General features: G+C 57.3%; 25 protein-coding genes and 1 other RNA gene. 8 read left to right on the top strand and 18 right to left on the bottom strand.

The genetic code is table 11. The features are described from left to right. Position 1: 1 nt before the first annotated feature. From FOM92_RS03010 to FOM92_RS03040, 7 genes are all read left to right on the top strand, one after another. Positions 2–694, top strand: a complete 693-nt coding sequence (locus FOM92_RS03010) for an N-acetylmuramoyl-L-alanine amidase (RefSeq protein WP_143775300.1) — start codon at positions 2–4, stop codon at positions 692–694. A 6-nt stretch (positions 695–700) separates the two neighbouring features. After that, an RNA gene (gene rnpB, locus FOM92_RS03015) (RNase P RNA component class A) lies at positions 701–1,070 on the top strand. A 465-nt stretch (positions 1,071–1,535) separates the two neighbouring features. Then, a complete protein-coding gene (locus FOM92_RS15895; protein ID WP_170226773.1) occupies positions 1,536–2,171 on the top strand; it encodes a Yip1 family protein in 636 nt (211 codons plus the stop codon). Positions 2,172–2,222: 51 nt separating this feature from the next. Further along, the gene (locus tag FOM92_RS03025) at positions 2,223–2,756 is read left to right on the top strand and encodes a J domain-containing protein (protein ID WP_143775302.1); all 534 of its coding nucleotides are present in this window, start codon (positions 2,223–2,225) and stop codon (positions 2,754–2,756) included. Positions 2,757–2,795: 39 nt separating this feature from the next. Further along, positions 2,796–3,188: a hypothetical protein gene (locus FOM92_RS03030; protein ID WP_143775303.1), complete on the top strand. Its 393-nt coding sequence runs from the start codon at positions 2,796–2,798 to the stop codon at positions 3,186–3,188. A gap of 51 nt (positions 3,189–3,239) precedes the next feature. Continuing rightward, positions 3,240–5,216 carry a TonB-dependent receptor family protein gene (locus FOM92_RS03035; protein WP_143775304.1) on the top strand — a complete coding sequence of 659 codons (1,977 nt, stop codon included), beginning with the start codon at positions 3,240–3,242 and terminating at the stop codon, positions 5,214–5,216. Positions 5,217–5,224: 8 nt separating this feature from the next. Then, on the top strand, positions 5,225–6,568 hold the full coding sequence (locus tag FOM92_RS03040; RefSeq protein WP_143775305.1) for a PepSY-associated TM helix domain-containing protein: 1,344 nt from the start codon (positions 5,225–5,227) through the stop codon (positions 6,566–6,568). Here the strand turns inward: FOM92_RS03040 and FOM92_RS03045 are convergent. The 12 genes from FOM92_RS03045 to FOM92_RS03095 form a co-directional block, all read right to left on the bottom strand. After that, the gene (locus FOM92_RS03045) at positions 6,556–6,960 is read right to left on the bottom strand and encodes a SufE family protein (protein WP_143775306.1); all 405 of its coding nucleotides are present in this window, start codon (positions 6,958–6,960) and stop codon (positions 6,556–6,558) included. The genes FOM92_RS03040 and FOM92_RS03045 overlap by 13 nt on opposite strands. Positions 6,961–6,987: 27 nt before the next feature. Further along, positions 6,988–7,230, bottom strand: coding sequence for a hypothetical protein (locus tag FOM92_RS03050; RefSeq protein WP_143775307.1), 243 nt, complete (start codon positions 7,228–7,230; stop codon positions 6,988–6,990). Positions 7,231–7,264: 34 nt separating this feature from the next. Next, positions 7,265–7,537 carry a hypothetical protein gene (locus FOM92_RS03055; RefSeq protein ID WP_143775308.1) on the bottom strand — a complete coding sequence of 91 codons (273 nt, stop codon included), beginning with the start codon at positions 7,535–7,537 and terminating at the stop codon, positions 7,265–7,267. Positions 7,538–7,548: 11 nt separating this feature from the next. Further along, positions 7,549–7,845: a hypothetical protein gene (locus FOM92_RS03060; RefSeq protein ID WP_211347342.1), complete on the bottom strand. Its 297-nt coding sequence runs from the start codon at positions 7,843–7,845 to the stop codon at positions 7,549–7,551. A gap of 12 nt (positions 7,846–7,857) precedes the next feature. Beyond that, the gene (locus FOM92_RS03065; RefSeq protein ID WP_143776292.1) at positions 7,858–8,157 is read right to left on the bottom strand and encodes a hypothetical protein; all 300 of its coding nucleotides are present in this window, start codon (positions 8,155–8,157) and stop codon (positions 7,858–7,860) included. Between the two features lie 48 nt (positions 8,158–8,205). Next, entirely contained in the window at positions 8,206–8,496 is a 291-nt protein-coding gene (locus FOM92_RS03070) for a hypothetical protein (RefSeq protein ID WP_143775309.1), read from the bottom strand. After that, positions 8,493–8,651: a hypothetical protein gene (locus FOM92_RS15900; protein ID WP_170226774.1), complete on the bottom strand. Its 159-nt coding sequence runs from the start codon at positions 8,649–8,651 to the stop codon at positions 8,493–8,495. Before FOM92_RS15900 ends, FOM92_RS03070 begins: the two co-directional genes overlap by 4 nt. Before the next feature lie 23 nt (positions 8,652–8,674). Continuing rightward, positions 8,675–8,947 carry a hypothetical protein gene (locus tag FOM92_RS03075; protein ID WP_143775310.1) on the bottom strand — a complete coding sequence of 91 codons (273 nt, stop codon included), beginning with the start codon at positions 8,945–8,947 and terminating at the stop codon, positions 8,675–8,677. Positions 8,948–8,972: 25 nt separating this feature from the next. Beyond that, positions 8,973–9,353 (bottom strand): envelope stress response membrane protein PspC, encoded by a 381-nt coding sequence (pspC, locus tag FOM92_RS03080; RefSeq protein ID WP_143775311.1) that lies wholly within the window; start codon positions 9,351–9,353, stop codon positions 8,973–8,975. Between the two features lies 1 nt (position 9,354). Further along, on the bottom strand, positions 9,355–9,642 hold the full coding sequence (pspB, locus tag FOM92_RS03085) for an envelope stress response membrane protein PspB (RefSeq protein ID WP_143775312.1): 288 nt from the start codon (positions 9,640–9,642) through the stop codon (positions 9,355–9,357). Between the two features lie 6 nt (positions 9,643–9,648). Further along, positions 9,649–10,332 (bottom strand): phage shock protein PspA, encoded by a 684-nt coding sequence (gene pspA, locus FOM92_RS03090; protein WP_143775313.1) that lies wholly within the window; start codon positions 10,330–10,332, stop codon positions 9,649–9,651. 100 nt (positions 10,333–10,432) lie between these two features. After that, positions 10,433–10,621: a hypothetical protein gene (locus tag FOM92_RS03095; protein ID WP_143775314.1), complete on the bottom strand. Its 189-nt coding sequence runs from the start codon at positions 10,619–10,621 to the stop codon at positions 10,433–10,435. A 169-nt stretch (positions 10,622–10,790) separates the two neighbouring features. Here FOM92_RS03095 and pspF point away from each other — a divergent pair, with 169 nt between their 5' ends. After that, a complete protein-coding gene (pspF, locus tag FOM92_RS03100) occupies positions 10,791–11,828 on the top strand; it encodes a phage shock protein operon transcriptional activator (protein WP_143775315.1) in 1,038 nt (345 codons plus the stop codon). Positions 11,829–11,890: 62 nt separating this feature from the next. Here pspF and FOM92_RS03105 read toward each other — a convergent pair whose 3' ends face one another. The 6 genes from FOM92_RS03105 to FOM92_RS03130 form a co-directional block, all read right to left on the bottom strand. Beyond that, on the bottom strand, positions 11,891–12,457 hold the full coding sequence (locus FOM92_RS03105) for a urate hydroxylase PuuD (protein ID WP_143775316.1): 567 nt from the start codon (positions 12,455–12,457) through the stop codon (positions 11,891–11,893). 58 nt (positions 12,458–12,515) lie between these two features. Beyond that, entirely contained in the window at positions 12,516–13,145 is a 630-nt protein-coding gene (locus FOM92_RS03110) for an inner membrane-spanning protein YciB (protein WP_143775317.1), read from the bottom strand. Beyond that, positions 13,142–14,074: a signal recognition particle-docking protein FtsY gene (gene ftsY / locus FOM92_RS03115; protein WP_143775318.1), complete on the bottom strand. Its 933-nt coding sequence runs from the start codon at positions 14,072–14,074 to the stop codon at positions 13,142–13,144. Before ftsY ends, FOM92_RS03110 begins: the two co-directional genes overlap by 4 nt. After that, positions 14,071–15,324: a tRNA (N(6)-L-threonylcarbamoyladenosine(37)-C(2))-methylthiotransferase MtaB gene (gene mtaB, locus FOM92_RS03120; RefSeq protein ID WP_143775319.1), complete on the bottom strand. Its 1,254-nt coding sequence runs from the start codon at positions 15,322–15,324 to the stop codon at positions 14,071–14,073. Before mtaB ends, ftsY begins: the two co-directional genes overlap by 4 nt. Further along, positions 15,321–16,127: a diaminopimelate epimerase gene (dapF, locus tag FOM92_RS03125; RefSeq protein ID WP_143775320.1), complete on the bottom strand. Its 807-nt coding sequence runs from the start codon at positions 16,125–16,127 to the stop codon at positions 15,321–15,323. The genes mtaB and dapF overlap by 4 nt, the downstream gene beginning before the upstream one ends. A 71-nt stretch (positions 16,128–16,198) precedes the next feature. Continuing rightward, positions 16,199–17,827, bottom strand: a complete 1,629-nt coding sequence (locus tag FOM92_RS03130) for a putative bifunctional diguanylate cyclase/phosphodiesterase (RefSeq protein ID WP_143775321.1) — start codon at positions 17,825–17,827, stop codon at positions 16,199–16,201. Positions 17,828–17,957: the final 130 nt, after the last annotated feature.

Consider the following 17,957-nt stretch of genomic DNA (forward strand, 5'->3'; position numbering starts at 1 on the left):
CATGACCATGATCTGGAACCCATCGCCTAACTTTGGCGAACGTACCTTGCCCATCACGATGCTGGTTCTGCACTATACCGGCATGCCGACGGGTGCCGCCGCGATTGACTGGCTTGCCAATCCGGCATCCAAGGTTTCGGCCCATTATGTAGTCGATGAAGACGGGCAACTGATCCACATGGTTCGTGAAGAACAGCGCGCGCAGCATGCCGGTATATCCTATTGGAGGGGGATTACGGACTGCAACAGCGCGAGTATCGGTATAGAGATTGTCAATCCGGGCCATGAATTTGGCTATCGCCCATTTCCCGAAGCGCAGATGGATACGGTCACACGGCTCGTCGCCGAACTTATTAAAACCTATGGTATCGAACCCCGCAATGTTGTGGGCCACAGCGATGTTGCCCCTACGCGCAAGGAAGACCCGGGTGAGTTGTTTGACTGGGGCCGATTGGCGAAACTGGGCCTTGCAGTGCCGCGACCGACCGAGAAACTGGTTGATCCCGGCTGGACCGACGCTGCGTTCCTTCTTGCGCTGGAACGTTATGGCTATAGCGTCGCCGATGGCCGTGCCGCCGTGGTCGCATTCCAGCGCCGTTTCCGGCAGGAAAATATCGATGGGGTGATCGACGGTGAAAGCCGCGCAATATTGTGGAGCCTGCTCTTGGCCTATGAAAGCGGCAGTGCTACATAGACCGGGCCAGAGGGTCGGGCGACCGCCGCTTCACGGGTAACTGTGTCGGGGAGGAAAGTCCGGGCTCCAGCGAGGAACGGTGCCGGATAACGTCCGGCTGAGGTAACTCAAGGGAAAGTGCCACAGAAATCATACCTCCGCATTTCGATGCGGTAAGGTCGAAATGGTGCGGTAAGAGCGCACCGCGTTGCTGGTAACAGGAACGGCACGGCAAACCCCACCGGGAGCAAAACCGAATAGGGGCGGCACATGGCATCCTCCTGCCAGTCGCCCGGGTTGGTTGCATGAGCGGCGCAGCAATGTTCCGCCTAGATGAATGGTCGCACAATCGCCTTCGGGCGATGGACAAAACCCGGCTTATAGACCCTCTGGCTTTTTACCCCATGACCAATAGGCCAGCGCAAAGATGGCGACCACCCCGGCCTCGATTGCGATCGGCGCACCGACTCGCGGTCCGAAACCGTCAATTGCAAGACTGACAAAACGGCCAACCAACGCACTTCCGACAAGCAGCATCGCCGCCAACGCCCATGTCCTGCTCTGCTTTGCAGCCGCGATGAATGCGAACAGGGCAATCGCCAGGAACAGGCCGCCGACATCGGCACGAACATTGGCGCGGCCTATATCGCCCAGTGCCTGCATGCCCCGCTCAACGGGCAAATGCTGTAGCCGGAACCAGTGTGGCCCCACGCCCAGAAGCGCCATGATACCAATCAATCCAACCAAAATCCTTGAAACCAGCGCCATAGTCCCTCCCGTTTACGCTTACGTCACATTTACTTATCCTATTGATTATGGTTCTTATCGACACAAGAGGCCAATTTTCCGGAGGGGTAAGACCATGTCGTTAGTTGATCGTGCAAAGAATATGATATTGAAGCCCGCTGAAGAGTGGAATGTCGTCGCGGACGAACCTGCCACGGTGGGCGGGCTTTTCACAGGCTATGCCATGATCCTGGCGGCAATTCCGCTTGTGGCAGCAATTTTGTTTACCGGCGTTTTCGGTATCACTGCGGCCGGACTTGGCGGCATGGGCGGGGGCATGATGGCGATGGGCGTCAGCGCCATTACCACCATGGCGGTCATTGGTTATGTGCTGTCCCTAGTCACACTTTATGTCATGAGCATCATCGTCAACGCCGTTTCGCCCCACTTTAATGGCAAATCGGACGTTGTGCAGTCGACCAAGTTGATGACCTATGCGTCGACGCCGACCTGGGTGGCTGGCCTGGTAAGCTGGATACCGTTATTGGGCGGACTCATATCGCTCGCTGCGATCGCTTATGTCGTTTATCTCATCTATTTGGGGCTTCAGCCCGTACTCGGCGTGCCCAAAGAAAAGGTGGCGGGTTTCACTGTGGTGATTGTGCTTATCTACATCGTGCTCTCGCTGATCGTGTCGGGCGTGATTGTCGGCCTGCTTTTCTCCACATTTTTCAGTGCCGGCATGATGAGCGGCGCGCTCACCGGTGCATAAAAAGCATATAGTGCTCTAGCAATATCGCCATGCCGTCGCTAAGTCGGCGGCATGGTTCGATCCACGCGAAAAAATGACTGGGGATTTCCCCGCTGGCGCGGCTATGGCAGCAGCAGCGAAGCGCAGGAGGTTCGGCTTTGCGACCGGCACGGCTGTACCAAGGCGGGCAATTGCCCGGCACCCAAATCGCCCAACAGCCCGGACCGCTGGATGTTCTGTGAGGAACATGCTGCCGAATATAACCGTGGCTGGGACTATTTCGAAGGTCTGACCAAAGAAGAGGCCGAGCAGCGCGAAGCCAATGAACGGCGCGATGCATCCGGCTATAAGGAATCCGCCCATTATGGCTGGGCCGGCTCGGGCGATGGCAGCCGGACTCGCGACGAGATGCGTGCGCTCGACATTTTGGGGCTCGACAGCGATTCCACGTTCGAAGACGCCAAGAAAGCCTGGCGAAAAATTGCCAAGGAAACCCACCCCGACGTGAACCCCGGTAACGCCGATGCGGCCAAGGCTTTCCAGGCCGGGCAAGCGGCATATGATGTCCTGCGCGTTGCCGAAGAACGTCGGGAGTGGAAGGGTTAGGGGCTTGCACGCCCAAACAGGCAGGCGCATAGGGCCCGCGTGATTCGTACCTTTACCCCTTTCCGGAATCTGGCGTCTGCGCTAATTGTGCTGGCGCTGGCGGTACGCATTGTCTTGCCTGCGGGTTTCATGCCGTCGAGCGAGCGCGGTTTTGCGCTCACCATCTGTACCGGCATGGACACGCAGACGGTCTGGATGGACAAATCCGGCAAACTGCACAAAGAAGACCCGGCCAAGGGTAAATCGGTCGAGCATCAGCCCTGCGCCTTTGCAGGTGCCGCGATGGCCGGCGATGCGCCTGCCGACACAGTCTTTGTCGCCATGCCGCCGGTTGCCACGGCGGTTCCCGTCTTCGCAATACGCGAGATTTCGGTCGGCCAAGGCCTCGCCGCACCGCCGCCTCCTGCCATAGGTCCACCGTCCTACATCTAAACCTCAGGGCTGCTTTGCGGCCTTTCTCCCGTTTAGATTTAGGAATTATACATGAAATACATAAGCTTTTTGCGTGCCACGTCGGCATGCGCCCTTTGCATTAGCTTCGCTCAATCTGCCGCAGCCGAGGAAGCGGCTGACCCTACGATCATCGTCACCGGCCGCGCGGCAACCGATGATGCGGAGGAGCGGGCAACCAAGACACCTGGCGGCACAGACATTGTCAGCCACGAAGATTATGCCGACAAAACCGTTGTCTCCCTGCGCGACACGCTGGCTTTCTCCCCCGGCGTCTATACCCAGCCGCGCTTCGGGCAAGAGGTCCGCATCTCCATCCGCGGATCAGGCCTGTCGCGTGGTTTCCATATGCGGGGCCTGACGCTGCTGCAGGATGGCATTCCGATCAATCTCGCAGATGACAATGGCGACTTTCAGGAACTGGAGCCGATCTTTTTCGACCATCTGGAAATCTACCGCGGGGCCAACGCCCTGCGTTTCGGGTCCGGCACCTTGGGGGGAGCGATCAACGGCGTTACGCCGACCGGTGATAATGCAAAGGGCCTGTATCTGCGCGGCGACGTAGGAAGTTTCAATTTCTACCGCGGGCTGGCATCCTTTGGGGCAGGGGACGAAAAGGCAAATGTCTGGGCCGCGGTCAGCGCCGACAGCCATGACGGTGATCGTCGGCATGCGCGGCGCGATTCCATCCGCTTTAACGGAAATGTCGGCCTGCGCCTTTCCGACGTGATTTCCACGCGCTTTTACGCAAGTGCAACCACGCTGGATCAGGAGCTGCCCGGCGCGCTGAATGCAACCACCGCGTTGTCGGCGCCACGAACCGGAAATTTTGTCGGCGATCAGGCCCGTGATATCAACTCGATCCGCATCCAGAACCGCACGCGGTTTGACTGGGACCAAAGCCGTCTGGATGTCGGCGCGTTCCTGAACGCAAAAGAGCTGTACCACCCCATTTTCCAGGTGATCGATCAAGTGTCGACCGACAGAGGCGTGTTTGCACGCTATGACCGGGAAGGGGAAGGCTGGAGCCTGACCTTGGGCGGGGAGTCGCGGTGGGGCACGATTGACGCGAAGCGCTTCGTCAATGTGAACGGCAAACGCGGCGCGTTGACATTTGATGCAGACCAGACGGCACGCACATCAAATATCTATGGCGAAATAAGGTTCACTCCCGTTGCGCAACTGACACTGGTCGCTGGCGGTATCTATGCCGACGGTTCCCGAAAGCAGGCACAGATCGTCCCGACGACAGTGACCGCCAGTGCCTCTTTCAACGCTTTCTCGCCAAAGTTCGGTCTTTTGTGGGAACCTTCCGAAGACGTCCAGTTTTTCGCCAATTATAGCAAATCCGCCGAGTTCCCTACCTTTGTGGAACTGGCGCAAATTGCCGCCTTCGTTCCGGTCAAGGCACAGACCGCCTGGACAGCTGAACTCGGCACACGCGGCAAATCGGGTTGGGTCAGTTGGGACATCGCCTTCTACCGCGCGGCGGTAAAGCGGGAAATGCTGCAATTCACGGTGGGTCCAGACATTCCGGCATCGACATTCAATGCCAACAAGACACGCCACCAAGGCATTGAGGCGGCCTTTAGTGCGGAACCAACCGACTGGCTTCGCTTCCGGCAAATCTGGCAATATTCGGACTTCCGGTTCGTGGATGATGCCCAATATGGGAATAACCGCCTGCCGGTCGTGCCCAGACATGTTCTCCGGTCCGAAGTGCGAATTGGTAGTGACGATCTGCACATTGCACCCAATCTGGAATGGGTGCCGCAGGGCGCATGGGCCGACTATCGTAACACCACGCGTACTTCCAGCTACACATTGCTTGGCATTTCGGGTGGCGCTCGCATTATGGACGGCGTGGACCTGTTTATCGATGCCCGCAATGTGACGGGCAAAAAGGCCATTGGTGATGTTTCGGCAGCAATCCTCGCAACGCCGGCATCAGTCATCTATTACCCCGTCGAACGCCGTGCCATTTATGGCGGCATTCGCGCACGCTTTTAAGGGAGGGCATGATGGAAGCGACATCCTTTTATCGCACCATCTGGCGCTGGCATTTTTACGCTTCGCTTTTTGTGATGCCGCTTGTGCTCTTGCTCGCGACTACGGGCGCAATTTACCTGTTCAAACCGCAACTGGATCGTTGGGAGGAGCGTGCCTATTCCGGCCTGCCGACCGACGGTGCGGTGTCACCCAATGCGCAGTTGGAGGCCGTCATGACGGCCAATCCCGATGCGCAATTTCACGGCTATCGTCTGCCCGAAAGGGCGGGCGATGCTGCGGTGATCCACATCGGCCTTGCCGACGGCCGGTCCATGCGTGATGTCTATGTCTCCCCGCAGGGCAAGGTTCTGGGCAGTGTCGATCCGGAAAAGCGGATCTCGGCCACCGTGTCGCGTATCCACGGATCGCTCTTTCTAGGGAAAGTCGGCGACTGGATCGTGGAACTGGCGGCGTGCTGGGCCATCGTCATGATCATCACCGGCCTATATATGTGGTGGCCTCGCGGGCAGGGCCTGGCAGGTGTTGTCTGGCCCCGGCTTCAACGCGGGTCGCGTGTTATGCTGCGTGATTTGCATGCGGTCACGGGGTTCTGGGTGTCAGGTCTGGCACTGGTGCTGTTGACCACAGGTTTGCCCTGGGCGAGCGTCTGGGGCGATGCATTCCGGTTGGCGCGTACCGAACTGGGTCTGGTGCAGGGGGCGCAGGATTGGAAAACAGGGGCCGCTTTGCCCCATGCCGAACATGACCATGATGCCATGATGAAGATGCAGGCCGCCGGTGTTCCGCTGGTGGCGTTGGGGGATATGGTTCGCAAGGCCGAGGCGGAACGACTGCCGCATCCGGTCTGGGTCAAGCCGCCGGGCGCGCCCGAACGTTTCGGCCCGCCTGCACCCATGGCCTGGACCGTCAAATCGGAGGCGCAAAACAGGCCGCTTAATCGCACCATAATGTTCGACATGGCAACAGGCGAAGAAGTATCGCGCAAGGGGTTCGCCGACAAACATGTCATCGACCGTGCGGTGAACTATGGCATTGCCTGGCATGAAGGGCAATTGTTCGGCTGGATCAACCAGGCGATCGGCGTGCTGACCGCCGTTGCACTCATCACCCTGACCGTCACCGGATTCATGATGTGGCGGCGGCGCAAGCCAGCGGCTTCCTTGGGCGCACCGCCACTGCCATCGGCAACCCACAAGATGCGGGGTGCCGTCATAATCCTGTTTGTGCTGGCTGTGCTGTTGCCGCTGCTGGCAGGCTCGTTGTTGCTTCTGTGGTTGTTCGACCGGCTGGTGTTGCCGCGTCTTCCGTCACTGGCGCAATGGCTCGGCCTGCGACCGGTTCAACCGGCGTAGCGCGCGGCAGTTTCGCGGATCAACGCGATCATATTGGGGATGCCCTGCGTCCGGTTCGAGCTTAACTGGTTTTTGAGGTCGAACGGGGCGAGGGCGCCTTCAATATCTGTTTGGCCGATCTCGGCGGCCGACTTGCCTTCGACGGTTTTCAGTACAAGCGCAATGATGCCTTTGGTGATGGCCGCATTGCTGTCGGCCAGAAAAGACAGTTTGTCCGCGTCAGTCACCGGATAGACCCAGACGCTCGCCGAACATCCGCGCACAAGGGTCGCGTCGGTCTTGAGAGCGTCCGGCATTTCCGGCAGTTCCTTGCCGAGATCGATCAGCAAACGGTACCGGTCGTCTGCGTCCAGAAAGTCATATTCTTCAAAAATATCGTTCAGCGCGCTCATGTCGCGCCCCGCTTATGGCGGCAGGGCTCAGATATCAATCCCTGCCGCAATAGCTTCCAGCTTTTTCACGCGTTCTTTCAGGTCCGCGACTTCGATCCGCGATGTGGCCGATGGTACCGGTGCATCGCTTCCTTGACGTGCAAGGTCGAGTTCGGCGTGCTTCAGCGCGATCCAGTCGCGCCAGCCGCGTAAACCCAGGGTGGAGACTATACCGACGCACAGGACGGCAAACGCACCTACGATGATATAGAAATTAGGATCCTGTGGCATGGTTCCTTCCTTTCCTTCCCTTTTCGCGTCCGCATTAGCGGTTACGCAATTCCTCTATCTGACGGTTGAGATCTGTGGCGCTGTTGTTGTCGGTCGCGATCCGCTCAAGAACCTGGATGCGTTCCTTCAACGCGCGGATTTCTTCCTGCATTGCGCTGGTGTCGCTGTTGCCGATCATACGCTGGGTTTTGTTGCCCATCATATCTTCGTCTTCGATAATGCCGAGCTTCGCCTTTTGCTTGGTCTGGATGATCTTGCCGATCGTCACGATTGCGATGATCGCAACCACCATTTCAAATGGGCCCATTTTTTCCTCCGTTATCTCAAATCTGGTTTGGGTTCGAGTTGCCGTGGCGGCAAGCTGCGTAGCTCTTCAATTTCTTTCGCGATGCTGTAGCCCTGATCGGTAATGATCCGCTCCAGTACGGCGACGCGCTCTTCCAACACGGCTTGTTTGCTCGCATATTGGGCTGCCTTTTCCGCGATCATATCTGCTTCCATGGCCATCCGCTGCTCCTTCAGCTTGAACCAGGGACGGACAAACACGCCGCCGAATATCGCCAATAGTCCGCAGGATATCCCTAGGATTGGAATGAGGAGGGGGTTGATTTCCATAATTGTTACCTCTTAATTTGACGGGCCGCGAAGGGCTTCGATTTCGGCCGTCAGGCGGTGGCTGTCGTCGACTACAATCTTTTCGATGTTGGCGAGGCGATCTTTCACCGATCCGAGTTCAGCGCGCAGTTGGGCATTTTCCTGGCTCAGCAGGCGCACGCGTTCGACAGCCTCCTGGTCATTTTTCGGATATACTGCCTGGCCCCAGGCACCGTCGAGCGGATAGCCGTTCTTGATACGCAACCAGGTGGTTATGACCCATCCTGCTGTCCCTACCACGGTGATGAGCGTGATGGGCATTGCCAAGCGCATCAATCCTTCGACCAAAGTTGGATCCATGACTAATTCCTCTCTTCGCGCTTAACGCAGCTTTTCAATTTCTTCCGAAAGGCGGCCGGCCTTATCGGTGACAATACGTTCCAGAACCGCAATGCGTTCTTCCAGATTGCCGATCTTGCCGTTCAGCGATTCATTCTCGTTGGTCAGCAGGGTGATTTTACGTTCGGCATCCACATCAACCTTGGGCGTCGTGCCACCCCACTCGTTTTCGAGTGGGTATCCGTGACGTGCCCGGATCCAGTTGTTGATAATCCATCCAGCGGTGCAGATCAGAACGATCGCAACGATAAATGAAGACCCTCCAATGCTCATGCTATGTCCTTCCACGGTAGACGGCGGGTAACAGGTTTGATTTCGGAATGGCGGTAATCAACACGCCAGTTTTGCCGGTTTGCATTCCGCTTTTTCTGGGCGAAGTGCCGGTAAACAAACCAGGCAATCAGGCCGAGAACGATCAGGGTGAACATTATTTTCCTCCTTTGCGCGCCGCTTAACGCAGGCGTTCGAGCTCTTGATTCAGGCTCAAATGGTTGTCTGTCGTGATGCGTTCCATCACCGAAAGGCGCTCTTCCAGCCGGAGCATCTGGCCCCGCATCATTTCATTTTCGTTGATCAACAACTCGGTTTGACGGCTTGGCGCGATCCCTTCCGATTTGAGGGCTGCTTTGACCTTGCGTCGGCCGTACCACTGTATTGTCAATGTGCAGATGGTTCCGATCCCCATTCCAAAGAATGTTGTCAGAAAAAATGCATCGGCTTCCATTATCTATTCCCTCCCAAAATCCGGCTTAGCGCAGGCTTTCGATTTCGTCGGCGAGCTGCTTGTTGTTGCTCACATAATAGAGCTCGACGTCAGCAAGGCGGTTGTCGATTTCGCGGAAGCGCGAACGGATGTCGCGGGTCGTGCGGGCAGGGGACTGGCGTACGCCCTGCCAGAACTTCTGGTCTTCATTGTCGACATAAAGATGGATCGGCTTTTTGTTTGCAAACCATGCTGCGCCGAAATAGGCGATCAGGGTCCAGGGAAAGCCGCCGGCCAGGGTCAGGATGACGGCGCCTAAACGGACCCAGAGAACGTCAACACCTGTATAGTCCGAGATCCCTGCGCATACGCCCTTCCATTTGGCATTTTGCTTGTCGAGATAAAATTGGGTGTGTTTGCTGCTCATCTCAACGGTTCCTTTCCAGCCGGCGAATATTTTCTGCGGTATAATCTTCTGTTTCATGGGTAAGGCGACGCGGCGAGAAAGATGGATTGTCCTGGCTTACAAGACGTTCCACCGTGTCCATGCGATCTTCGAGGCGGCGTGCCAGTTCGTACATTTCGGCCAGCATCCGCTCATCATCGTTGGTAAGCGTGGCTGCTGTTTTCCATTTGGTGACATGGTGCAGGATCAACCAAGGGAGACCCAGAAAGATAGTTGGTATGACAACGAGGGCAATTGCTGCGTCTTCCATGGGGGATTAACCTTCCTTCTTCGATTCTTGCTTCATGGCCTTTTTCATTTCCTCGAGCTCCGCATCGACAACGTCGAAGGATTCAAGGGCGGCAATCTCGTCACCAAGGGTGCGTGGCGCATCATTTCCGATGGCAAGGGCATCTGCGTAACCCTGGGCTTCATCCACGCGGCGTTCCAGAACGTCGAAGCGTGAAAAGGCTTCGCGGACCTTGTCGCCATTGTACATGGTGCGCAGCTTGACCTGATTTTCCGCGCTTTCGAGGCGCGTCATCAGCGCATTCTGACGGCTGCGGGCATCGGCCAGCTTCTTCTGCAGCTTGTGGATGTCCTGCTCCGATGCCTTCAGGGCGTCGTTGAGTACATCGACTTCAGCGGTCAGCTGGTCCTTCATATCGGTCGCCTTGCGCTTTTCGAGCAATGCCGCCTTGGCGAGGTCTTCACGTCCCTTCGACAGCGCGAGATGCGCCTTGTCCGTCCAATCCGCCTCGAGAGTGTTCAGCTTGTCGATATGGCGACGCAGTTCTTTCTGGTCGGCGATCGTGCGCGCGGCAGAGGCGCGGACTTCGACAAGAGTTTCCTCCATTTCGAGGATGATCATACGGATCATCTTTGCCGGGTCTTGCGACTTGTCGAGCAAGTCGGTGACATTGGCGGCGATGATGTCGCGGGTTCGTGAAAAAATGCCCATAGGGTAACTCCGGTTATGACTTGTTCTGTACGTGTCTTCAAAAATTGGGGCGACCGGGGCTAGGGGGGAGCTGGGGGACCCCGGTCGCGGGCTCACGAAGTCAGGCGAGATAGCTGACAACGATAGGCCGTTGGGAGTGGGTGTATGCATTGACCTGGTTATCTTCCTGGTGATTGAACACCGAAATCGCATAGCTGGTGAAGATCATGGACATGGACAAGGCCACGGCCACCCAGAGACGGCTTTCGCTTTCTTTGAAGCTTTCCTGTGCTTTGTGTTCGGTGTTCATTTTGGTCTTCCCTTTGTTTGCTTTGCCTGCTTTTGCCGGCTTGCAAACAGTATTGCAGGGAGCGTGCCAATTTCAGTTTTTCGCGGAAATTAGCCAGTTTTTCATATTTATCGCCCATATCGACTAGTAAATATTGCTATTAGGTGGTGAAATATGCCAATCTTTAAAAATGGAGCGTGATAGCCATCAATTTATCGGGCAGTCGTCCGCCTTTCTGGACGCGGTGGAGCGTGCCAGCCGGGCTGCGCCGCTGAACCGGCCTGTCCTTGTGGTTGGTGAGCGCGGGACGGGTAAGGAATTGATCGCCGAACGTCTGCACCGCCTCAGCTCGCGCTGGGACGGCCCGCTGGTGACCATGAACTGCGCGGCGTTGCCGGAGACTCTGATCGAGGCGGAGCTGTTCGGGCATGAGGCAGGGGCCTTTACCGGTGCCACTCGCGCCCGCGAGGGGCGCTTTGAAGAGGCGGATGGCGGGACCCTGTTCCTGGACGAGCTCGGGACGCTGAGCATGGGCGCGCAGGAAAGGTTGCTGCGCGCGGTCGAATATGGCGAGGTTACCCGCATCGGTTCCTCGCGCCCCGTCCGCGTCGATGTGCGCATCGTGGCGGCGACAAACGAGCATCTGCCTAACATGGTCGAGGCGGGGAAATTCAGGGCCGACCTGCTGGACCGGCTCTGCTTCGAAGTCGTGACCTTGCCCCCCTTGCGGGTGCGGGAGGGCGATGTGGAGGTACTGTCCGACTATTTCGGCCGGCGCATGGCGGCGGAGCTGGGCTGGGATGGCTGGCCGGGATTTGGTGAGGTGGCGCGGCGGGCGATGGAGAATTATCTGTGGCCGGGCAATGTGCGCGAGCTGCGCAATGTTGTCGAACGCGCGGTCTATCGCTGGGCCGACCCCAGCCAGCCTGTCGACTATATCCAGTTCGATCCGTTCGAAAGTCCGTGGCGCGTGGGCATCGCCGCCGCCGCGCCGACCAATGTGCCGACCAGCAGGGACAAGGAAACCGCCGAACCCCGCTATTCCACAGACCTCAGCCAGTTGGTCGACGTCACCGATTTCCGGGAAGCGACCGAAAAATATGAAAAGGCGGTGCTGGAACAGGCGCTCGCCAAATGCCGCTATAACCAGCGCCAGACCGCAAAGGCGCTCAACCTCAGCTATGACCAGCTACGGCACACGCTGAAAAAACACGACCTGCTGAATTAAAAAAAATCCCCCTCCGGTTAGGGAGAGGGATTTTTTAGCATGCCCCGCTAAACGGAGGCGACTTAGCCGCCGTTGGCGCTGACCATGCAGTACAGCATCGGAATCGACAGCATCGTGTTGAGTCGCGAGGTCATCATGGCGGTGGTTGCCGCCTTCGCCTTGGTCGCATCGTCGGCTTCGACAATGCCCAGCGCCTTTTTCTGGTTCGGCCAGATGATGAACCAGACGTTGAACGCCATGATCACCGCCAGCCACATGCCAACGCCGATCAGCTTGAATGGCGACTGCAGGGTGAATGCCTGATGTGCATAACCGGCAAGAACCGCGACGATCAGGCCTGTCAACACCGTCAACGCCGCGCCCCAGCGGAAGAAGAACAGAGCCGCCGGTGCAATATGCTTCGATACGCCGGGTTTCAGTTCGGCGGGAATTTTCGGCATGGTCGGGATCTGCACAAAGTTGAAATAATAGAGCAACCCGATCCAGACGATGCCGAAGAAGGTGTGCAGCCAGCGTGTGACAGCCTGAGCGGTTACTTCATCGGCGCCGTGCACCGAAAACATGACGCCAAAGGCCAGTATGAGGCCTGCCACCAGCACCAGATGCAAATTTCCAAAAAACTTTGCCATTCCAAATCCCCTATATTGAACGTCTTTATACCCTCAGCCTAGCCAAGCGCGGGTTGTCTTACAAGCCGGGCGTGCCCCCATCTTTTGTTTGGTCGCCCAAATTCAAACCATGCCGCAACAGCATGGGGATGTTTGCCATGGCAAACAAAAAGGTGAGAGCCGGAAGCCCGAAGGTTTTTACCGTTATATACTGGTCACTGGTCAGCAACGGGATCATCACCTCGTTCAAGCCGGCAAGAAACAGGAAAAACAGGCCCCAGCTCAACGACAATTTGAGCCAGCCTTGCTCGCTCAGTCCGTCATAGGCTTGTTCCAGAAGATATTTCAGAGCAGGTTTCGACCGGAGCCAGCCGACCAGAATGATCGCCGCAAAGAGCAGATAGACGGCCGTTGCCTTATGCTGGATGAATCCGAAATCGCGGAACCAAAGGGTCAACGCGCCGAAACCGATCACAAATACCGCCGACATCTTCATCATCGGCGAGATGCGTCCGATCTTCCACTTGGACACGATCATGGCGATCACAATCGCAACCATGAAGGCGGCGGTACCAACCAAGGGCCCTTGCACGGGGTCGGTGTCGGAATGACCGAAGCGCGAACCCAGAAAGAAGATCAGCAGCGGACCGAAATCGAGCGCGAAGTTAAGCAGGCCGGAGGGCTTTTTTGCCGTCTGTTCGGATGTCATTGCGCACCGCCGCTAATCGCGCGGGCAAGATCCTGCGCGTTAAAGGGGCGCAGGTCATCAATGGTTTCGCCCACACCAATGGCGTGGATAGGCAGGCCGAACTGCTTGGCCGCCGCAACCAAAATGCCGCCGCGTGCGCTGCCGTCCAACTTGGTCATGACAAGGCCGGTAACATTGGCGACTTCCTTGAAAATCTCGATCTGCGACAGGGCATTTTGTCCCGTCGTCGCATCCAGGACGAGCACAACATCATGGGGCGCCTCGGGGTTGAGGCGGCCCAGCACGCGCCGGATTTTGGCCAGCTCGTCCATCAACTCGCGCTTGTTCTGCAAACGACCCGCGGTATCGACGATCAGGACATCGATGCCTTCGGCTGTGGCGCGCTTGACCGCGTCGAACACGACACCTGCGGCATCGCCTCCTTCGGGGCCGGTAACGATGGGCACGCCGATGCGCTCTGCCCACACCTTCAACTGGCCGATGGCGGCGGCACGGAATGTATCGCCTGCGGCCAGCATGACGCCATAATCCTGTTCGAGGAAAAGATGCGCGAGTTTGGCTATCGTCGTCGTCTTGCCCGATCCGTTCACCCCGATCACAAGGATGACTTGCGGGCGCGGGAATGCATCAATGTCCAGTGGCTCTGCGACCGGTGCCAGCACGGCTGCAATCTCGTCCTCGACAATCTGGCGAATACCTTCGGCGTCGATGCCCTTGTCAAAACGGCCCGTGGCAATCTTGTCGCGTATCTGGGCGGCCATCGCCGGGCCGAGGTCCGATGCAATCAATGCATCTTCAATCTCGTCAAGGTCTGCGGCGTCAAGCTTTGCCTTGGTCACCAACCCTGTAATATTATCGGTCAGTTTGCTGGATGTTTTCTTGAGCCCGCCAAACAGCCGGTCTTTCCAACCTGCCTTCTCTTCGCTCATGCAATGACCTCTGCGTGCAAACTTCCGTCCTTCACTTCAACAATGCGGGCCGACACGATGCTGCCTTCGGGCATTGGCCTGTCCAGACCCACATAAGCAAAATTTTCCGCATGACCAGCACGACCGCCTCGTTCGACCGCAATTTTCTGCACGGACCCTGTCAGGCTGTTCAGCCATTGGGTGCGCTCGGTTGCAACCGCTTCCCGCAATGCCCGGGCGCGGGCCTTGATATCGGCGGCAGGAACCTGAGGCATTTTCGCCGCGGGCGTGCCCAATTTGGGCGAGTAGGGGAAAATATGGCCGTGCACGATCTGGCATTGGCGGACCAGATCAAGGCTGTTCTGGAACATTGCATCATCTTCGGTTGGGAAACCGGCAATGATGTCGGCGCCTATGGCGATTTCCGGACGCTGGGATTTCATCCGCGCCACAAGATCAATGGCCATTTCACGGCTATGTCGGCGCTTCATCCGTTTAAGGATCATATTGTCGCCTGCCTGCAGAGATAGATGCACATGCGGCATCAGACGCGGCTCGCCTGTCAGCAGGGCAAAAAGACGCTCGTCAATTTCCACGCCGTCAATGGAGGAAAGGCGCAAGCGTTCCAAATCCGGAACCAGCTTCAATATCCGTTCCACCAGCAATCCCAGATTGCCCTTGCCGGGCAGGTCGGGGCCATAGCTGGTGACATCCACGCCGGTCAGAACGACTTCTTTAAAGCCTTTGTCGACTAGGGTGCGGATATGTTCGATAACACTGCCCGCCGGGACCGACCGGCTGTTGCCGCGTCCAAAGGGTATGATGCAGAATGTGCACCGGTGGTCGCATCCATTCTGTACCTCGACAAAGGCGCGGGTCTTTCCCGAATAGGCGGTGACCAGATGCGGGGCCGTCTGCTGCAACGTCATGATGTCGGACACCACGACAGGACGTTCGGGGTTCCGCACAATCTGGTTGAGCAGGGCAGGGTCCTGCTTTTCGGCGTTGCCAAAAATGGCCGATACTTCGGGCATATTCCGGAATGTATCGGGCTCTACCTGCGCAGCGCAGCCGGTGACCATGATACGGGCATCGGGACGCCGTTTGCGGGCCTGCCGGATCGCCTGGCGGGTCTGGCGCACCGCTTCATTTGTCACCGCGCAACTGTTGACGATGACTATATCGTCCTGATCCGCCAGTTGTTCGGCCAGCGCATTGCTTTCAGCGAGATTGAGGCGGCAGCCCATGCTGATGACTTCAATCTGGCTCACCCGAAATCATCCCAGTCAACTTCGCCCATGAAAACATAGGTCGCCCCGCCGGTCATCTCGATCGGACCGCCGGGTGTCCAGCCAATGGTCAAATCACCACCGGCCTGATGCACGGTCACAGGGGATGCGACTTTACCCTGACGTATCGCGGCAATGGCGGTGGCGCAGGCTCCGGTGCCGCAGGCGCGTGTTTCGCCAACACCCCGTTCCCAGACGCGCAAAAACAGTTCCCCATTGCGTATCGACGCAACGTTGACATTCACGCGCTCGGGAAAGGCAGCATCATGCTCAATCTGCGGTCCCAAATGGGCCAGATCGACCGCATCTGCGTTCGCAACGAAAAAGATGGCATGCGGATTGCCGACATTGACCGCCATCGGGCTGGCGAGTTCGTCCCAGGCCATGGGCATTGCCGCGCTGTCCATCGCAAATGCGAGCGGAATGTCCTGCCAGTCGAAACGCGGCGGCGGCATTTGCAGGGTGATGCTGTTTTGACCGTAGGTGCCGTCAATTTTTCCGCCATCGGTTTCAATTGTGGCATCTTGCCCAAGTAGGGAGACCACGCACCGGGTTGCGTTGCCGCAGGATTCTACCTCGCTGCCATCCTGATTGAAAATGCGCATCCGGACGGTTGCCACATCGGACGGTTCAAGCAGGATCAACTGGTCGCAACCAACGCCGGTTTTACGGTCTGCCAACGCTTTTGCACGTGCCGCTGTCATCTCCACAGGGGAGGTACGGGTATCAATGATCACGAAATCATTGCCCAATCCATGCATTTTATGAAAATTGCCACGCGCCATGCCGCGCGATTTAGGGGCAGTGTGCTCTCAAGTCCAGAATTCATCCATTGTCCGGCGGGACAAATGGGCAATCAGGACGCCTTGCGCTCCGTATAGTCGTCCTGCCGTGCCGCTTCCGTACCGTTCTGGCGACGACGGCTGGGTATCAGGTCCTTTTGGGCCAATATGGTGCGAACCTGATCAATGTTCATTGGCTGGCCGAAATACCAGCCTTGTCCTTTTGTGCAGCCTAGAGCCTTCAGCTTGGCAATGCTTTCCTCATCCTCGATACCTTCTGCCGTGATTGGCACGTCCAGGCTTGCACCAAGGCCGGCAATGGCACTGACAATCGCGGCGCTTTCGGCATTTTCGAACATGGATGAAACAAAACTGCGGTCGATCTTGATCCGGTCAAACGGCAGCGCGCGCAAATGGGCGAGCGAGCTGTAACCGGTGCCGAAATCATCCAGCGCGATGCGGATACCCTGATTTTTGAGGCTTCCGACAATCGACTGGGCGAGGCTCAGATTCTTGAACAGCGAGCTTTCGGTTATTTCCACTTCCAGACGGCTGGCCGGAAAGCCGGTTTCCACCAAAAGCTTCACGATTTTTTGTGCAAGCCACGGGTCCTTCAACTGGACAGGCGAAATATTGACGGAAATGGTCAGTTTCGGGTCCCAGTTCTTCGCTTCGATCATGGCCTTGCGGATGATGCTCATCGAAAGGTCACCGATCATTCCCGTTTCTTCTGCGACAGGGATGAAGTCATCGGGTGAAATCAGGCCGCGGACGGGTGATACCCAGCGGGCCAGCATTTCAAATCCGACCAGTTCGCCGGTATTCAAATCGATCTGCTGTTCGAAATAGGGCACAAATTCTTCGTTCGGAATGGCGGCACGAATGTCACCCTCCAGCGAGTTGCGCGACCGCAATTCGACTTCCATGCCGCTTTCAAACCAGTTGAAACCGTTTCGTCCATTCTTTTTCGCCGCGTAGAGCGCGATATCGGCGCGGCGGATCAGCATGTCGATCGAGTCACAATCAATTTCGGGACGGCTTATGCCAATGGATGCTGTGACCGTCTGTTCGCTGTCAGAAATCATGACCGGGCGGGCAAGTGCCTCGACCAGATCTTCTGCAACGCGGTCCACCGATTCCGGATATTCGGGTTCAAATACCATGCAGATGCCGAATTCGTCGCCGCCCAGACGGGCGATCACACTGCTGGGTGGTACGACGTCGCGCATGCGGTCGGCAATCTCGCGCAGCAGGAAATCGCCACAATCATGGCCGTAAATGTCGTTGACCTTTTTGAACCCGTCCAGGTCGACCATAAGGAACGCGATGGATTTGCCGCGACGCGACGCCCGGGCGCTCAGTTCCGCGGTTTTTTCCTTGATGGCACGGCGATTGAACAAATTGGTCAACGGATCGGTCATTGCCATATGCTGCGCGCGCACTTCGGCCTTGCGGTACACGTCGATCTCGTCGCTCAGCGCGCTCGTGCGGCGCCAGATAAGCAGAATAAGCGCGATATTGAGCAAAAGAGCGGTGACCATCACCTGGTCCGTACCCTGATGGCTCACCCCGATAATGGAACGGACCGTTTGGGCGCCAACCTCGCCACCAATTGCCACAAACATGGCAATCGCGGCAAACATGACTACACCGTACATGACGCTGCGGCTTTTTCCCGCTGGCGTCACTTTGGGCAATGCCATATTTTCTGCCTCAGATGGCTGTTGTTCCATAGCTTTTGCACGTTCCAATCGGGCACGTCCATGCACCTGGAAAGGTCAAGATTTGATTAAGTTCCGTTCAGTATAAGGTTCAAAAGGGATCGATCGGCCT

Source organism: Sphingorhabdus contaminans (genome assembly GCF_007280415.1).
Lineage (GTDB): Bacteria > Pseudomonadota > Alphaproteobacteria > Sphingomonadales > Sphingomonadaceae > Sphingorhabdus_B > Sphingorhabdus_B contaminans.

Coding starts and splice junctions, on each gene's coding strand:
- FOM92_RS03010 (WP_143775300.1), top strand. CDS start 2: ATGACCATGATCTGGAACCCATCGCCTAACTTTGGCGAACGTACCTTG.
- FOM92_RS15895 (WP_170226773.1), top strand. CDS start 1,536: ATGTCGTTAGTTGATCGTGCAAAGAATATGATATTGAAGCCCGCTGAA.
- FOM92_RS03025 (WP_143775302.1), top strand. CDS start 2,223: ATGGTTCGATCCACGCGAAAAAATGACTGGGGATTTCCCCGCTGGCGC.
- FOM92_RS03035 (WP_143775304.1), top strand. CDS start 3,240: ATGAAATACATAAGCTTTTTGCGTGCCACGTCGGCATGCGCCCTTTGC.
- FOM92_RS03040 (WP_143775305.1), top strand. CDS start 5,225: ATGATGGAAGCGACATCCTTTTATCGCACCATCTGGCGCTGGCATTTT.
- FOM92_RS03045 (WP_143775306.1), bottom strand. CDS start 6,960: ATGAGCGCGCTGAACGATATTTTTGAAGAATATGACTTTCTGGACGCA.
- FOM92_RS03050 (WP_143775307.1), bottom strand. CDS start 7,230: ATGCCACAGGATCCTAATTTCTATATCATCGTAGGTGCGTTTGCCGTC.
- FOM92_RS03055 (WP_143775308.1), bottom strand. CDS start 7,537: ATGGGCCCATTTGAAATGGTGGTTGCGATCATCGCAATCGTGACGATC.
- FOM92_RS03060 (WP_211347342.1), bottom strand. CDS start 7,845: ATGGAAATCAACCCCCTCCTCATTCCAATCCTAGGGATATCCTGCGGA.
- FOM92_RS03065 (WP_143776292.1), bottom strand. CDS start 8,157: ATGCGCTTGGCAATGCCCATCACGCTCATCACCGTGGTAGGGACAGCA.
- FOM92_RS03070 (WP_143775309.1), bottom strand. CDS start 8,496: ATGAGCATTGGAGGGTCTTCATTTATCGTTGCGATCGTTCTGATCTGC.
- FOM92_RS15900 (WP_170226774.1), bottom strand. CDS start 8,651: ATGTTCACCCTGATCGTTCTCGGCCTGATTGCCTGGTTTGTTTACCGG.
- FOM92_RS03075 (WP_143775310.1), bottom strand. CDS start 8,947: ATGGAAGCCGATGCATTTTTTCTGACAACATTCTTTGGAATGGGGATC.
- pspC (WP_143775311.1), bottom strand. CDS start 9,353: ATGAGCAGCAAACACACCCAATTTTATCTCGACAAGCAAAATGCCAAA.
- pspB (WP_143775312.1), bottom strand. CDS start 9,642: ATGGAAGACGCAGCAATTGCCCTCGTTGTCATACCAACTATCTTTCTG.
- pspA (WP_143775313.1), bottom strand. CDS start 10,332: ATGGGCATTTTTTCACGAACCCGCGACATCATCGCCGCCAATGTCACC.
- FOM92_RS03095 (WP_143775314.1), bottom strand. CDS start 10,621: ATGAACACCGAACACAAAGCACAGGAAAGCTTCAAAGAAAGCGAAAGC.
- pspF (WP_143775315.1), top strand. CDS start 10,791: ATGGAGCGTGATAGCCATCAATTTATCGGGCAGTCGTCCGCCTTTCTG.
- FOM92_RS03105 (WP_143775316.1), bottom strand. CDS start 12,457: ATGGCAAAGTTTTTTGGAAATTTGCATCTGGTGCTGGTGGCAGGCCTC.
- FOM92_RS03110 (WP_143775317.1), bottom strand. CDS start 13,145: ATGACATCCGAACAGACGGCAAAAAAGCCCTCCGGCCTGCTTAACTTC.
- ftsY (WP_143775318.1), bottom strand. CDS start 14,074: ATGAGCGAAGAGAAGGCAGGTTGGAAAGACCGGCTGTTTGGCGGGCTC.
- dapF (WP_143775320.1), bottom strand. CDS start 16,127: ATGGCGCGTGGCAATTTTCATAAAATGCATGGATTGGGCAATGATTTC.
- FOM92_RS03130 (WP_143775321.1), bottom strand. CDS start 17,827: ATGGCATTGCCCAAAGTGACGCCAGCGGGAAAAAGCCGCAGCGTCATG.